Consider the following 16,012-nt stretch of genomic DNA (forward strand, 5'->3'; position numbering starts at 1 on the left):
GTCAGCATGAAGAAGCATAAAAAAGTATAAAGAAGAAGGTAAAGTCATGAGTCGTTTTTTTATTGATAGGCCGATTTTTGCCTGGGTGATTGCCATCCTGATTGTGCTGGCAGGTTTGATTGCCATTAAACAGTTACCGATTGCGCAGTATCCCGATATTGCGCCGCCCGTGGTCAATATCGCAGCAACCTATCCTGGCGCATCGGCCAAAGTGGTCGAAGAAACTGTGACCTCGATTATCGAGCGCGAGATGAATGGTATGCCAGGCCTGATGTATGTGTCTGCCACCAGCAATCAGGGCATGGCTTCTATTAGCGTGACTTTCCGCCAGGGCACCAACCCTGATCTGGCGGCCGTGGATGTGCAAAACCGCCTCAAAAGTGTGGAAGTGCGTTTGCCTGAAATCGTGCGCCGTAGCGGCATCATGGTGGAAAAGTCGGCGGATAGCTTTCAGCTGATTGTGTCACTGACCTCAGAAGATAACCGTTACAGTGAGATTGACCTCGGCGAGTTGTCCTCTGCCACGGTCATGCCTACGCTCAAACGCGTGCAAGGCGTGGGTAAGGTGCAATCATTCAGCCCGGAGTACGCCATGCGTATCTGGCCTGATCTGCAGAAAATGGCGGGCCTGAATGTCAGCGTCAGCGAAATTTCCAATGCCTTGCGTAGCTACAATACGCGTCTGACCTTGGGCCAGGTTGGTGCCAGTGGCGTACCGGATGGTGCGCCATTGAGTGTGACGCTCGAAGCCGAAGCCACGCTGAAAACGGTAGAAGACTTTGCCAATGTGCCACTGCGCAGCCAGGCGGATGGCTCGGCCTTGCTGGTGAAGGACGTGGCGCGCGTGGAAATGGGCAGCAGTGACTATACCTATAGCTCTAAAGTCAATGGCAAGAATGCCGCCGGCATGGCGATCAAACTGTCGCCGGGCTCTAATGCAGTAGAAACCATCAAGCGGGTCAAAGTGGCGATGGAGCAAATGCAGCCCTATTTCCCGCCAAACGTGGTGTTCCAGTTGTCGTATGACTCCTCGGCATTTGTGTCTATCTCGATTAAAAAGGTGATTCAAACGCTGGTTGAGGCGGTGTTGCTGGTATTCGTGGTCATGTACCTGTTTATGCAGAACCTGCGCGCGACCCTGATTCCGACCATCGTGGTGCCGATTGCCCTGATGGGGACGTTTGCTGTGATGTACTGGCTGGGTTATTCCATCAATGTGCTGACCATGTTTGGCGTGGTGCTGGCGATTGGTATCCTGGTTGATGATGCGATTGTGGTGGTGGAAAACGTCGAACGCCTGATAGTCGATGAAGGCTTGTCTGCGCGCGAAGCGACTATTAAAGCCATGTCGCAAATCAGTGGTGCGGTGGTGGGTATCACCGCTGTGCTGGTGTCGGTATTTATCCCGATGGCCTTTTTTAGTGGCGCGGTGGGCAATATCTACCGCCAGTTTTCACTGGCATTGTCGGTGTCGATCAGCTTCTCGGCCTTTCTGGCGCTGTCGCTGACACCTGCATTGTGCGTCACGCTGTTGCGCCATGAAACCAGCCCTAAAGCACGCTTTTTTGTCTGGTTTAACCGTAGCTTTAAGTGTATGACCGAGCGTTACACGCGCCTGACCGGCGGTTTGCTCAACAAGCCACTGCGCTGGCTGGGCGTGTTTGCACTCATCGTGACCTTGGTCGGCTGGCTGTTTATGCGCCTGCCAAGTGCATTCTTGCCAGAAGAAGACCAGGGTAACTTTATGGTCATGGTGTCGTTGCCACAAGGTGCGACACTGGCGGAAACCGCCGAAGTGCTGGGTGATATGAGCCGTTATATCCAGCAACACGAGCCGGTCGATATCATTTTTGAAGTCAGCGGTTTTAGTTTTTACGGCACCAGCACCAATAGTGGCATGCTGTTTATCACGCTGAAAGATTGGTCCGAGCGGCCCAAGGCCGAGCAGCAGGTGCAGGCGATTGTGAATCGCGTTAACCAGCAATTTTATGGACGACCCAATTTAAGTATTTTTGCCATGAATGCGCCGCCATTGCCTGAGCTGGGCAGTGTGGGCGGTTTTGATATGAAACTGGTAGATCGTGCCAGCGTTGGCATAGAAACCCTGATGAAGGCACGCGATCAACTGATTGCCGAATCGACCAAGCATCCCGAGTTGGCGAATGTCTTGTTTGCCGGTTTATACGATACGCCAGTGGTCAATATGCAGCTTAACCGCAGCAAGGCCAATTCGCTGGGCATCTCGCTGGATGAAATCAATGATTCGCTGGCAACTTTGCTTGGTTCTAATTATCTTGGTGATTTTGTCTATGGCAACCAGGTGCGCCGGGTGCTGATTCAAGCCGATGGCAAACAACGGCAGACGCTGGAAGATATCAAGAAAATTCGCCTCAAAGCTGCCGATGGCAGCCTGGTGCCGCTGTCTTCCATCATGACGCTGGACTGGGCCATGGGTACCCCACAACGCACGCGTTTCAATGGTTTCCCCTCATTTAATATCAATGGCGGCGCCGGGCCTGGCTATAGCAGCGGCGAAGCCATGCAGAAGATCGAAAAACTGGTACAAGGGTTGGGCAAGGGCATAGGCTTCGAATGGGCCGGGCAGTCACTTGAAGAAAAGCAATCCGGCAGTCAGGCCATTATGCTGTTCGGTTTGTCTATCCTGATTGTGTTCCTGGTGCTGGCGGCTTTGTATGAAAGCTGGGCCATTCCGTTCGCCGTCATGCTGGTGGTGCCATTAGGCGTCTTGGGTGCGTTGCTTGGCGTGACTATCCGTGGTTTGCCCAATGATATTTATTTCAAGGTGGGCCTGATTGCGACGATTGGTTTGTCTGCCAAAAACGCTATCCTGATCGTGGAGTTTGCACGCGAGCATGTGCTGCAAGGCATGCCTTTGCTTGAAGCCAGTTTGCTGGCAGCCAAAGAGCGTCTGCGGCCAATCGTGATGACCTCACTGGCCTTTGGGGTAGGTGTGATTCCATTGGCATTCTCGACCGGCGCTGCGTCGGGCGCGCAAGTTGCGATCGGCACCAGTGTGCTGGGCGGCATTGTCACGGCGACCTTGCTGGCGATCTTTTTTGTCCCATTATTTTTTATGGTGGTCGGGCGCTGGATGCACAAACCGGCGGCGACCAAGGATGTTGCATGAAATTAAGTCGACTCACATTGTTACTGGGTTTTATTCTCTCGGCCAGCGGTTGCTCGCTGATGCCCGAGTATTTCCGGCCAGCTGCGCCGGTGCCTGAGGCTTACCCAGGCCAGTCAGCGAATGACACGGTGACTGAAGCGCCTCCGCTCACCTGGCAAACTTATTTCCCTGATGCCGATTTACAGCAACTGATACAAGTTGGGTTGGCGCATAACCGTGACCTGAAAACGGCCGTGCTGCGCATGGATGAGGCCAAGGCCACTTACGGCATACAAAAAGCCGACCGCCTGCCGACCATACAGGGCAACCTGACGTACGACCGTAGTCGCACCGTGTTCAGCTCCAGCCAGGCATTTGAGGCCGAGTTGTACCGCGTTGGTGTCGGTATTTCTGACTACGAAATCGATGTATTTGGCCGCGTCAAAAGCCTGACGCAATCCGCGCTGGAACAATACCTGGCCGTGACTGAGAATCGGCAAGCGGTACAAGCTACCCTGATCACTGAGATCGCCACGCAGTACGTCAACCTGCTGACCTTACACGCACAACTCAAGCTGGCGCAGCAAACGCTGGACGACCGTAAACAGACCTTGCATCGCACCCAGCGTCGCTTTGAGGCCGGTTTGGATCAGGTGCTGGATGTCAAAGCCGCCCAAATCCAGGTCGAGCAAGTGCAGGCACAATATGCACAATGGCAACGACAACTGGCCACCACGCAAAATGCCTTGTATTTACTGCTCGGCGAGTCATCACAGCGTACACCGTTAGTCATCAAACCTCTGGCGGATTTAAAACTGGCTGACGTTACGCCAGGCTTGCCTTCCAGCCTGTTGACCCGACGCGCCGATATCCGTGCTGCCGAGCACCAACTCAAAGCCGCCAACGCCAATATCGGCGCCGCCAGAGCCGCGTTTTATCCACGCTTGCAACTCACCACCAACGTCGGCCTGGTCAATTCGGAGTTCTCCAAACTGTTTTCTGATACCGGCAGCAACTACTGGTCTTTCAGCCCGCAATTGACCATCCCGATCTTTAACTATGGCCGCAACAAAGCCAACCTCAACCTTGCACAAACCCGTGAGCGTATCGAGGTAGTCAATTACGAAAAAACTATCCAGACCGCGTTTAAAGAAGTGATGGATGTATTAAGCACACGCTCAGCGATAGCCGAAGAGTCTGCTGCCAGGGCGCGTTTAAGTGAATTGGAAAGTAGCCGCTTGCAACTGGTTAAGCGTAAGCTGGATCAAGGACTGGTGACGTACCTCGAGTTGCTCGATTCGCAGCGCAGTGTACTGGATGCGCAGTCGCAGGCGTTGCAAATACAACAACAGGCATTACAGAATCAGGTGGGGCTGTATAAAGCGCTGGGTGGCAGCTAAAGCTTCGGATAATTGTTTTATGCTCAATAAACAAAAAAATGTTCAAAGTGTGTATGTAAATCATTTACATAGATTAATGCTAATGAAATTGCAAATCTTTTTAAAAAGTAATATCCTAAATTTAATTATTACGATAAATAGTTTCAGAGCGATGACTAGTTTTAAAAGGGTTGTTGTAATTTTTATTATTAGTAATTCCCAACTGAGTGGAGGCGCAAATGAAACAAATAAGTAAATTTGCAGTTGCTATAACTTTGGCATTTGGATGCACACAGGCTTTTGCTGCTGGATCCATTTTTGTCACAGAACCAGGTGCTGATGGGTTCAATATCGAAACTGGTGGTTTTAATGGATCAAGTTACGAGATTTCTAAAATCGTATTTGATTTTAGTAGTACCATTACCGCGGATGGTAGTTACTTGGTGATCGACGGTTCGCCATTTTCCGTGAATGCGCCAGCTGGCGGTAGCGCTGTGTTCTTTGGTAGTGGCGCCGTATTTGGTTTTGACTTTACAAGTTTCAACACTTTTGAATCATTCAGCTTCAAGTGGGATCCAGACTCAGCGATTAGCGGATCTTATGGCGCAACAGCGCTTGATTTTATCGGTGGCACAGTCACAGCCTATACGACTAATGGTTTATACAAAGGGTCTTTTGAGTTAGTAGGCACTGGACCAGACGTCACTGCTTCACTTTCACCTTATGTCCCTGTGCCTGAGCCACTCACCAGTGCTAGCCTGCTTGCTGGATTAGGGGTATTAGGCTTGGCCCGTCGCCGTCGTTCATAAGTATTTGATTTAGATTAAAAGCCCATCAGCGTTGTGATGGGCTTTTTTATTAAATGCCAACAATATGAGTTGTCATATTTAGTCTGATGATTGGGATTTTATATAATCAGTCCGCTTGCGGTACGCCGACGAAAAATTAAGCATGTTGAACATGAACATGCGGTGGACTGTAAACGAGTCCGCCCTTACGCGTTCTCAGCAATTAAATTCCTCAATAGTTTCTACGGTTATACTCATTTAACACTTTATCTCACCATGCATAGTGGTGCTTTCTGCTTTTGCAGGTACTATCTGCCTTCCCCAATTCAAGAGATACCATCCCCTAATGCAAAGTGAAGTCAAAGAAACCATCCGATATGCCGTAGTGGCGGCTGTGCAGCTACCCAATGTGAGCGATAGTGAATTTGAGGCTTCGCTGAATGAGCTGCGTGAACTGGCTAAAACACTGGGTTACAGGGTGGTGCATACTTTTGTGCAGAAGCGTACAGGCTTTGATATCACGGGGTATCTGGGTGTGGGTAAGCGCGAAGAGATTCGTGATTATGTGAAGAGTATGTCCGAGGAGCTAGAGTCGCAACCCTTCAATACGCTTGCCTACGATATTGAGGCGGTGCTGGTGGACCATGAAATTTCGCCGTCACAGGCGCGTAACCTTGAGGTTGAAGTCGGTTGCGAGGTGATGGACCGTACTATGGTCATATTGGAGATTTTTCACCGCAATGCCCGCTCGCGTGCGGCACGTGCACAGGTGGAGATTGCACGCCTGGGTTATATGGCGCCACGTTTGCGCGAAGCAGCAAAACTGGCGGGTCCGCAGGGGCGGCAGCGTAGCGGGGCGGGTGGTCGTGGGGCAGGTGAATCGCATACCGAGCTGGATAGACGCAAGATTCGCGACCGCATTGCCGAGTTGCAACAAGAGATTGTGATTATGGATGGCGAGCGCCGGACGCAACGTGCGCGACGTCAGGAGCGGCAGACGATGGCGAGTGTGGCGCTGGTGGGTTATACCAATGCCGGTAAATCTACCTTGATGCGGGCGCTCACTGGCAGCGAGGTGTTGGTGGCGAACAAGTTGTTTGCCACACTGGATACTACGGTGCGCGCCTTGTACCCTGAAAGCGTGCCGCGCGTGCTGGTCAGCGATACCGTGGGCTTTATCAAGAATCTGCCACATGGCCTGGTGGCTTCTTTTAAATCCACGCTGGATGAGGCGCTGGATGCTGCGCTGTTGTTGCACGTGATCGATGCCAGCGACCCTGGTTTTGAGCGTCAGCTTGAGGTGACGGATAAGGTACTTGAGGAAATCGATGCCGATGTCGTGCCGCGTATTCGCGTGTTTAACAAAATAGATTACGTGGGCGATGCCACCGCGCAAGCCGAGTGTGAAGCCGCACTACGGTTAAAATATCCGGATTGCATAGTCATGAGTGCTCGCCGTCCGGATGAAGTGGCGATGCTGCGGCAGAAGATTGTCGATTTTTTCCAGCAGGATTTGGTTGAAACCGAGATTTTCCTGCCTTGGTCCGTACAACAGCTACGCGGCAAAATTTATAGCACCTGCCAGGTATTGAACGAGCGCTCAGATGAAGAAGGCACTTTTTTCACTGTGCGCGGCGAACCCAATGACATCAATAGCCTGCGTGAGCAGTTGATGCCGCTGCAATAAGCGCTCATCGCGGTAGTTAGGACTGATCAGCGTTTCCACCTTGCGCTAACTGAATAAACGCTTGCACATAATCAATCTGCACATCCGTTTCGCGTATGCCCAGGTAAATCTGCTTGGCAATGCCTTGCTCGCCTAACTTGACCGGCACTACATTGAAACGGCTTTGATACTCCTCCACCAGCCAGCGCGGTAAGGCCGCGACACCGCGGCCACTGGCGACCATTTGCAGCATGATGTCAGTCGTTTCTATCGGTTTATGCACCTGCGGGCTGATGCCTGCCGGTTGCAGAAACTGGTTGTAAATATCGAGCCGATCAATATCCACCGGGTAGGTGATCAAGGATTCACTGCTGAGTTGTTCGGGGTGCACATACGCCAGTTGGGCCAGTGCATGCTGGCCATGCACCACCAGCACCTGCTCGTAATCAAATACCGGTTGAAACATCAACCCGGGTTTATATAGCGGGTCAGGCGTGACCAGCATATCGATCTCATAGCCAAACAAGGCGCCTATGCCGCCAAACTGGAACTTCTGTTTTACATCTACATCCACATCCGGCCACGCGGCCAGGTAGGGTGACACCACTTTGAGCAGCCACTGGTAGCACGGGTGACACTCCATGCCGATGCGCAAGGTGCCACGCTCGCCTTGCGCAAACTGGCGCAAGCGTTCTTCTGCTAACGATAGTTGCGGTAGCAGCCGGTTGGCCACTGCCAGCAAGTATTGTCCGGCCTGGGTCAGGCGCAGGCTGCGGCCTTCTCGTAGCCAGATATCAGTACCCAGTTGCTGTTCCAGTTTTTTTATCGAGTGACTCAGCGCCGACTGCGTGAGAAATAAATGCGCAGCGGCGGCTGTCAGTGAGCCTTGCCGTTCGACTTCGCGAATAATCGCTAAATGGATGCGTTCAATCATGTTTTTATGTATGAATAAAATTAATTGATTGTTGAAATAATACCATTTTACTTCATGGTTTGCCTTTTTTAGAATGCGTGTTCTCAAACGATTATTGACGAGGCTAGCATGGTCACCACACACAATCTTGGATTTCCGCGCATAGGCGCAAAACGCGAACTGAAATTTGCTTTAGAGGCTTATTGGAAAGGACAGTCTTCATTAGACGCATTAAAGCAAGTGGGCAAAGACTTGCGCCAGGGCAACTGGGCGTTGCAATCGCATCTGGACCTGGCGCCGGTGGGTGACTTTGCGTTTTATGACCAGGTGCTGGATATGAGCTTTACGCTCGGTCACTTGCCTGCCCGTGTACAGGCTTTTCATGGCGACCCACTGGATAATTATTTCCGTGTGGCCCGTGGACGTTCTGCAGAATCTGGCGAAGAGCATACGCAGTGTTGCGGCGGCGTGGCGGCAGGGGAGATGACCAAATGGTTTGATACCAACTACCACTATATCGTGCCGGAATTCACCGCCGAGACACAGTTCAAGCTGGATACGACACGCTTGCTGGCGCAGTTGGCAGAAGCGCAGGCGCAAAATATCAAAGCTAAACCAATCATTGTCGGGCCGGTGACTTACCTGGCGATTGGCAAGGCCAAGGATGCTTCAGACCGCCTGGCCTTGCTGCCGCAATTGCTGGTGGTGTATAGCGAGTTGCTCGAGGCGTTGGCGGCGCAGGGCGTGGAGTGGGTACAAATAGACGAGCCTATTCTGGTGACTGAACTGGAGGCTGAATGGCAGCATGCATTCAACCTGGCTTATCACCAACTCAAGAGTAGTCGTGTCAAGATTCTGCTCGCGGCTTATTTTGGCCCATTGGTTGATAACCAGTACTTGGTGGCGAATTTGCCGGTGGCTGGCTTGCATATTGATGCCATCAACGCGCGCCATGAGATTTTGCCTTTGCTGGCGATGTTGCCTGCGCACAAGGTACTTTCATTGGGCGTGATTAATGGCCGCAATATCTGGAAAACCGATTTGAATGCCACCCTGGACTGGCTGGAGCCCATCGCTGAACGCCTGGGTGACCGTTTATGGCTGGCGCCTTCTTGTTCATTGTTGCATGTGCCGGTGGACCTTGATAATGAGGTGAAATTGGATAGTGAGGTCAAGTCCTGGCTGGCATTTGCCAAGCAGAAACTGGATGAGTTACAGGTATTGGCGACGGCATTGAATCATGGTCGTGCCGCGGTGAAAGTGGCTTTGGCGGTAAATCAGGTGGCGATTGATGCACGCCGTACCTCGAAGCGCGTCCATCAGCCGCAGGTGAAAGCCGCGCTGGAAACACTGACACCGCAACTGGGTCAGCGGCAAAATCATTATGTACAACGTGCCGTCAAACAGGCCGCCTTGCTTGGTTTGCCCAAGTATCCGACCACCACCATCGGCTCTTTCCCGCAGACGGCAGAAATCCGCCATGCCCGCAGCCAGTTCAAGGCCGGGGCGTTGAATCAGGCAGCTTACCAGCAGGCGATGAAAGCCGAAATTGAGCGTAGCGTACGTGAACAGGAAGCCTTAGGCCTCGATGTGCTGGTGCACGGTGAAGCCGAGCGTAACGATATGGTGGAATATTTTGGTGAGCAGTTGGAGGGATATGCCTTCAGCCAGTTTGGCTGGGTACAGTCGTATGGCTCGCGTTGTGTCAAACCACCTATCCTGTTTGGGGATATCAGTCGTCCACAAGCGATGACGGTAGCGTGGATCAAGTATGCACAATCACTGACCAGCAAGCCGATGAAAGGCATGTTGACCGGTCCAGTGACGATACTCAACTGGTCTTTTGTGCGTGATGACCAGCCACGTTCAGTCAGCTGCTACCAGTTGGCACTGGCGATTCGTGAAGAAGTGCTGGACCTGGAAAAAGCCGGTATCAATGTGATCCAGATTGATGAAGCCGCCTTGCGTGAGGGCTTGCCATTGCGCAAGTCACAGTGGAAAGAGTATTTGCAGTGGGCAGTAGAGTCATTCCGCATCACCGCCAATGGTGTTGCCGATGAAACGCAGATTCATACGCATATGTGCTATTCGGAGTTTAATGACATCATCGCTTCGATTGCTGACATGGATGCTGACGTGATTACCATTGAAACCTCACGTTCAGACATGGAGTTGCTGGATGCGTTTGATGATTTCAACTATCCGAACGAGATCGGGCCGGGCGTCTATGACATTCACTCGCCGAATATCCCGACCCAGGCGCATATTGTGCAGTTGATGCAAAAGGCCGCCGAGCGTATCCCTGCCGAGCGTTTGTGGGTAAACCCGGATTGTGGCCTGAAAACCCGTCAATGGGCCGAAGTGTTACCCGCGTTGACCAATATGGTTGCAGCAGCTAAAACCTTGCGCGCAGCTTAACCTTGCCACGAATGAAAAAGCCGCCCTTGGGCGGCTTTGTGTTTAAGTCATTACCAGCGGCGGCTCAGCATGAAGTGAAGCACAATGGCTTCATTGCGGATTTCAGACTCGCCAAATAATTGGCTGTTGTATTTAACGCTGACAGGTAGCATCCATTCGACACCGCCAGTCATCAGCCAGTGCGGGTCGATCTTACGTGCGGCACCAAAGGTGAGGTGATGCTCAAGGGTCCCTGCCAATAAAGGGCTGGAGTTCTGGCGCGGAATCGGGTTTTTGCCGTAATTGTGACCCGCATAAAGCGTGGTACGGTTATCCCAGTTGTAAGCGACACCTGTCGCGACCACCCATTGGTCTTTCCAGTCGGCACCCATCGAGCTGCCATATATAGATTGCGCTGAGGCATTATTTGGTTTGGTGGCGCGCAGGGTGACGTCATTGATCGCATCGCCCCAGTTAAGCCAGTTGAGTTTGAATGACAGCAGCCAGTCATCTGTTGGCTTGAACGCCATTCCTACCGCCACTTCGCGTGGCAGGGCGAAGCCTTTGATTGAAGCATCGGCATACTTTACCTTGCCTAAGCCTGCGTCTGTGAAGTCAGCTGTCAGTGTACCGCCGGTCATTGGCAGCTCGGTTTTTTCGGTATAAGAGGCCGCCAGCGTCAGTGCTGGAGTCACACGATATTGCATGCCTAGTTTGAAGCCTGTACGCACTGCGGAGGCGCCCTCTAGTTTGTAACCAGCAAAGGGCACAGCACTCACTGAAGTGTTCGCAAAAAAGTCCTGTTCTATGCTCGCATAAACAATATTCAGGCTGGCCCCCAGAGAGAGCTTGTCCGTCACTTCACAGCCGATGCCGGGGATGATCTTGGCGATCCCAAACAGCGAGGACAAATCATCGCGATTGCCAAACGGCGTACGCAGGTTGTCGAACACGCCACCGGCGCCGCCTTGCGCGAACAAGCCTATACCGGCCGTACAAGGGGTATTTTCCAGCGGCCGCGCATAGCCACCACCACCAAGCAAGGTGTAGCGGTTGGACGCATGCTCTTCGTTGCGGGGGTCTTTGTGTACCAGGTCGGTGGTGCGCAGTACTGAGCCAAACATATCCAGCAATGGTGCTTTGATCTGCGTCAGCCCGGCCGGGTTGGTATTGAGTGCGCTGGTGTCACGCGCGACCGCCACGTCAGCACCGCCCATCAGGGTTGATTCGGCACCGAAGCCGATCAAGTTGATGCCGTTGGTGGCGTGCGCCGCAAGCCCGGTTGTTACCAAGGCGAGGGCGGTTGCGATGCGTAAGGTAGAAATATTAAAAGCAATCATGGCAGGTTTGTTCTTGTTCGTTAGGCGTACTGTCGCATAATTCGACAATTCTGTGTTGCGATAACAGCGCTCCAATCACATGGCTTTTTGGCCTTTTCGGCTATGCGAGAAACATTCACATGGTAGCTAAATTATCGATCAATGTGTTGTAAAAATATTCTTTAATAAAAACAATCAGTTGCTGCCTGTCAATTAAAATATATCAATATATTGTGTTTTGGATAATTGAAAAGCCATAGATATTGTTTTATAGTCGCATCCATACGGTATGCAGAAGAGACTCTTCTTCTGCGTTTAATAGGGAACCTGGTGCGTGAAGCCGCGCAGGAGTCATTAAGCCAGGGCTGCCCCCGCAACTGTGATTAGCGAGTTGTTTGCTGCCATTTAAGCCACTGAAGAGATTCGGGAAGGCGAAAGCAAATAATGACGACCTGAGAGCCAGGAGACCTGCCGTGAAATTTTTTCTTGTTAACGTTTGAGGCGGGGTGTCCTCGGCAGATGCAGTTGGTTAATGTTCGACACTAATTGCTAGTCTGACCTTTGAGCGGGTACATTTTTCATCGTGATGATGCGGTGGTATTGTGCCTGGCTTTGTGACCCCTCGCTTCCTGTACTGGGAGCCATCAATGTCAAAATACGAATCCATGCAGGCCACGAAAAGGGATGGCCGCAAGGAACCGATCAATCTCGATAAAATTCATCGGGTGATTGATTGGGCATCACAAGGCCTGAATAATGTGTCGGTCTCCCAGGTGGAGCTACGTTCGCATATTCAGTTTTATGATGGCATCCGTACTGACGACATTCATGAAACGATTATCAAATCCGCAGCCGACCTGATTTCTGAAGAAACACCGGATTATCAGTACCTGGCGGCGCGTTTGTCTATTTTTCACCTGCGCAAAATTGCCTATGGCCAGTTTGAGCCACCGCATTTGTTTAACCATGTGACCAACCTGACCGCGCTGGGTAAATATGACCAGCACCTGTTGCAGGATTACAGCCGCGAAGAGTTCGACGTACTGAATGCCACGATTGACCACTGGCGCGATATGAACTTCTCCTATGCCGCGGTCAAGCAGTTGGAAGGTAAATACCTGGTCCAGAACCGCGTGACCAAAAAGATCTACGAGAGCCCACAGTTCTTGTACATTTTGGTCGCCATGTGCCTGTTTGCCAACTACAAAGGCCAGGCACGTTTGGATTACATCAAGCGCTTTTACGATGCCGTATCTACCTTCAAGATCTCGCTGCCTACGCCGATCATGTCCGGCGTGCGTACGCCGACCCGTCAGTTCAGCTCTTGCGTGCTGATTGAGTGTGGCGACAGCCTGGACAGCATCAATGCCACTACCAGTGCGATTGTGAAATATGTGTCACAACGTGCTGGCATTGGCGTCAACGCGGGCCGTATCCGCGCGCTGGGCAGTGAAATTCGTGGCGGCGAAGCGCAGCATACTGGTTGCCTGCCGTTCTACAAGTTGTTCCAGTCTGCGGTGAAGTCCTGCTCACAGGGTGGTGTACGCGGCGGTGCTGCGACCTTGTTCTACCCGATCTGGCACCTCGAAGTTGAATCATTGCTGGTGCTCAAAAACAACCGTGGCGTCGAAGAAAACCGTGTGCGTCACCTCGACTACGGCGTGCAACTAAACCGCCTGATGTACCAACGCCTGATCAAGAGCCAGAACATCACCCTGTTCTCCCCGCACGACACCCCAGGCCTGTATGACGCCTTCTTTGCTGACCAGGATGAGTTTGAACGCCTGTACACGCAATATGAAGCCGATGACAGCATCCGCAAACGCACGATACCAGCGGTCGACCTGTTCTCACTCATGATGCAGGAGCGTGCCGGTACTGGCCGTATCTACATCCAGAACGTTGACCATTGCAACACGCATAGCCCGTTTGACCCAGCCGTGGCGCCTGTGCGCCAGTCTAACCTGTGCATGGAAATTGCACTGCCGACCAATCCACTCAACGACATCAATGACACCGAAGGCGAAATCGCCCTGTGTACCTTGTCTGCCTTTAACCTGGGCGCACTGGAATCGCTGGATGAGCTGGAGGGCCTGGCTGACCTAGTGGTACGTGCACTGGATGCCTTGCTGGAATATCAGGATTACCCGGTGAAAGCCGCCTTGAATGCGACTAACAAGCGCCGTTCACTGGGCGTGGGCGTGATCAACTACGCCTATTACCTGGCCAAAAATGGCACGAACTACACCAGCGACACTGCGCTAGGCCTGACACACCGTACTTTCGAGGCGATTCAGTTCTACCTGTTGAAAGCTTCTGTGCAGTTGGCGCGCGAATTTGGCCCATGTGGTGCGTTTAATGAAACCACCTACGCCAAAGGTATTTTACCGATTGATAGCTACAAGTCTGACCTCGATGCCGTATGCAGCGAGCCACTGTTGCTGGATTGGGAAAGCCTGCGTCAAGAGATTCAAAAAGATGGCCTGCGCAACTCAACACTGACAGCATTGATGCCATCAGAAACCTCCAGCCAGATTGCCAACGCCACCAATGGCATTGAGCCACCGCGCGGCCTGGTGTCTGTGAAGCAATCCAAAGACGGCATCCTGCGCCAGGTGGTGCCAGAGATCGACCGCCTGCGTGACCAGTACCAGTTGTTGTGGAAAATGCCGAACAACGAGGGTTACCTCAAGCTGGTGGGCATCATGCAGAAGTTTGTTGACCAGTCTATTTCTGCCAACACCAACTACGACCCAACCCGATTTGAAGGTGGCCGTGTGCCGATGAAGCAATTGTTGAAAGACTTGCTGCAAGTCTACAAACTGGGCATCAAAACGCTGTACTACCACAACACGCGCGATGGTGCGACTGAAGGTGGCACAGAGGCAGAAGATGACGGTTGTGCGAGCGGCGCCTGCAAAATTTAAAGAAACACTGACTCAGCGGCTACGCGGGTAAATTGCCAAGTTTAGAAGTTAATAGGTTGTGCGGTACTCGGAATCCTCATGTGCTTACGTGTACATTCCGGTTTCTGCGTGCCGTACGCCTTGCACTTTATCCCGCTCGCTCACTGATTCAATATTTCTTGCAGTGGGGTAATGAATATATTTTAAAAACAGTTTGAGAATAAATACTTAAACATTAGGAACACGGCCATGGCCTATAGCATCTTCACCAAAATCGACAACGAACAGTTAAAAGAACCCATGTTCTTTGGTCAGCCCGTTAACGTGGCACGTTATGACCAGCAGAAATACCCGGTATTCGAGCGGCTGATCGAGAAGCAACTGTCTTTCTTCTGGCGTCCGGAAGAAGTTGATGTGTCGCAGGATCGCGCAGACTATCAAGGCTTGCCCGAGCACGAAAAGCACATTTTTATCAGCAACCTCAAATACCAGACTTTGCTCGATTCGATTCAGGGCCGTAGTCCTAACGTCGCGCTGTTACCATTGGTGTCCTTGCCCGAGATTGAAACCTGGATTGAGACCTGGGCGTTTTCCGAGACCATCCACTCGCGTTCGTATACCCATATCATCCGTAACATCGTCAATGATCCTTCCGTGATGTTTGACGACATCGTGCGCAATGAAAACATTACCGCACGCGCCACCGATATTGCCCACTATTACGATGAGCTGATCCATCAGACCATGCTGTATTCACAGCTGGGCGAGGGCGAGCACATCATCAATGGCGAGCTCAAGTCAGTCAAACGGCGTGAGCTGAAAAAGCTGCTCTACCGTTGCCTGATGAGTGTCAATATCCTAGAAGCGATTCGTTTTTACGTCAGCTTTGCCTGCTCATTTGCCTTTGCCGAGCGCAAGGTGATGGAAGGCAACGCCAAAATTATTCGCCTGATTGCCCGTGATGAAGCCTTGCACCTCACCGGTACCCAGCACATGCTCAACATCATGCGCTCCGGGCAAGATGACCCAGAGTTCGCCGAGATTGCGACTGAATTGCATCAAGAATGCTTTGAGATGTTTAAAACCGCCGCCGAGCAGGAAAAACAATGGGCAGAATACCTGTTTAAAGATGGCTCCATGATTGGCCTCAATAAAGACATCCTGTGCCAATACGTGGAATACATCACCAATAGCCGCATGGCGTCGGTTGGCTTGCCACCGGCATTCCCTAATGCCAAAAACAACCCGATTCCATGGATCAACACCTGGCTAGCTTCAGATACGGTGCAAGTCGCGCCACAAGAGGTGGAATTAAGCTCCTACCTCATTGGTCAAATTGATTCTGAAGTGTCAGCAGACGACCTCAATGGTTTTGAACTGTAATAATAAATGGCTGCGCGGGTAAATTGCTGCGTTGTGCGGTGCTCGAAATCCTCATGTACGACATGTACATTGGTTTCGGCCGCTTCGCTTAACATCGCTATGCGAGTTAGCCTACACCGCAACACTTCGTTGGT

At 51.8% G+C, this 16,012-nt stretch carries 9 protein-coding genes and 1 riboswitch; of the genes, 7 read left to right on the forward strand and 2 right to left on the reverse strand.

All coding sequences use genetic code 11. The features are described from left to right. Positions 1-46: 46 nt before the first annotated feature. The 4 genes from GQ52_RS09645 to hflX all read left to right on the forward strand — a co-directional run bounded on the left by GQ52_RS09645 (position 47) and on the right by hflX (position 6,981). A complete protein-coding gene (locus tag GQ52_RS09645; RefSeq protein ID WP_047517178.1) occupies positions 47-3,148 on the forward strand; it encodes a multidrug efflux RND transporter permease subunit in 3,102 nt (1,033 codons plus the stop codon). Next, complete coding sequence (locus GQ52_RS09650; RefSeq protein ID WP_047517181.1) at positions 3,145-4,527, forward strand: efflux transporter outer membrane subunit; 1,383 nt, start codon at positions 3,145-3,147, stop codon at positions 4,525-4,527. Before GQ52_RS09645 ends, GQ52_RS09650 begins: the two co-directional genes overlap by 4 nt. Before the next feature lie 218 nt (positions 4,528-4,745). Continuing rightward, positions 4,746-5,315 carry a PEP-CTERM sorting domain-containing protein gene (locus GQ52_RS09660; RefSeq protein ID WP_047517185.1) on the forward strand — a complete coding sequence of 190 codons (570 nt, stop codon included), beginning with the start codon at positions 4,746-4,748 and terminating at the stop codon, positions 5,313-5,315. Between the two features lie 325 nt (positions 5,316-5,640). Continuing rightward, positions 5,641-6,981 (forward strand): GTPase HflX, encoded by a 1,341-nt coding sequence (gene hflX, locus GQ52_RS09665; protein WP_047517188.1) that lies wholly within the window; start codon positions 5,641-5,643, stop codon positions 6,979-6,981. Between the two features lie 16 nt (positions 6,982-6,997). On the opposite strand, the gene GQ52_RS09670 is transcribed toward hflX, so the two are convergent. After that, positions 6,998-7,894 carry a LysR family transcriptional regulator gene (locus GQ52_RS09670; protein WP_047517194.1) on the reverse strand — a complete coding sequence of 299 codons (897 nt, stop codon included), beginning with the start codon at positions 7,892-7,894 and terminating at the stop codon, positions 6,998-7,000. A gap of 108 nt (positions 7,895-8,002) precedes the next feature. Between GQ52_RS09670 and metE the strand changes: the two genes are divergently transcribed. Then, positions 8,003-10,291 carry a 5-methyltetrahydropteroyltriglutamate--homocysteine S-methyltransferase gene (gene metE / locus GQ52_RS09675; RefSeq protein WP_047517196.1) on the forward strand — a complete coding sequence of 763 codons (2,289 nt, stop codon included), beginning with the start codon at positions 8,003-8,005 and terminating at the stop codon, positions 10,289-10,291. Positions 10,292-10,341: 50 nt separating this feature from the next. Here the strand turns inward: metE and GQ52_RS09680 are convergent, their stop codons facing one another. Further along, positions 10,342-11,610 (reverse strand): OmpP1/FadL family transporter, encoded by a 1,269-nt coding sequence (locus GQ52_RS09680; RefSeq protein WP_047517199.1) that lies wholly within the window; start codon positions 11,608-11,610, stop codon positions 10,342-10,344. A 247-nt stretch (positions 11,611-11,857) separates the two neighbouring features. After that, positions 11,858-12,080, forward strand: a riboswitch (cobalamin riboswitch). Between the two features lie 156 nt (positions 12,081-12,236). On the opposite strand from GQ52_RS09680, the gene nrdA reads away from it, so the two are divergent. Continuing rightward, positions 12,237-14,516, forward strand: a complete 2,280-nt coding sequence (gene nrdA / locus GQ52_RS09685) for a class 1a ribonucleoside-diphosphate reductase subunit alpha (protein ID WP_047517201.1) — start codon at positions 12,237-12,239, stop codon at positions 14,514-14,516. A 228-nt stretch (positions 14,517-14,744) separates the two neighbouring features. Further along, a complete protein-coding gene (gene nrdB / locus GQ52_RS09690) occupies positions 14,745-15,878 on the forward strand; it encodes a class Ia ribonucleoside-diphosphate reductase subunit beta (RefSeq protein ID WP_019882841.1) in 1,134 nt (377 codons plus the stop codon). Positions 15,879-16,012 lie beyond the last annotated feature (134 nt).

Source organism: Methylophilus sp. Q8 (assembly GCF_000800115.1).
Taxonomy (GTDB): Bacteria; Pseudomonadota; Gammaproteobacteria; order Burkholderiales; family Methylophilaceae; genus Methylophilus.

Coding starts and splice junctions, on each gene's coding strand:
- nrdA (WP_047517201.1), top strand. CDS start 12,237: ATGTCAAAATACGAATCCATGCAGGCCACGAAAAGGGATGGCCGCAAG.
- hflX (WP_047517188.1), top strand. CDS start 5,641: ATGCAAAGTGAAGTCAAAGAAACCATCCGATATGCCGTAGTGGCGGCT.
- GQ52_RS09645 (WP_047517178.1), top strand. CDS start 47: ATGAGTCGTTTTTTTATTGATAGGCCGATTTTTGCCTGGGTGATTGCC.
- GQ52_RS09680 (WP_047517199.1), bottom strand. CDS start 11,610: ATGATTGCTTTTAATATTTCTACCTTACGCATCGCAACCGCCCTCGCC.
- GQ52_RS09660 (WP_047517185.1), top strand. CDS start 4,746: ATGAAACAAATAAGTAAATTTGCAGTTGCTATAACTTTGGCATTTGGA.
- metE (WP_047517196.1), top strand. CDS start 8,003: ATGGTCACCACACACAATCTTGGATTTCCGCGCATAGGCGCAAAACGC.
- GQ52_RS09670 (WP_047517194.1), bottom strand. CDS start 7,894: ATGATTGAACGCATCCATTTAGCGATTATTCGCGAAGTCGAACGGCAA.
- nrdB (WP_019882841.1), top strand. CDS start 14,745: ATGGCCTATAGCATCTTCACCAAAATCGACAACGAACAGTTAAAAGAA.
- GQ52_RS09650 (WP_047517181.1), top strand. CDS start 3,145: ATGAAATTAAGTCGACTCACATTGTTACTGGGTTTTATTCTCTCGGCC.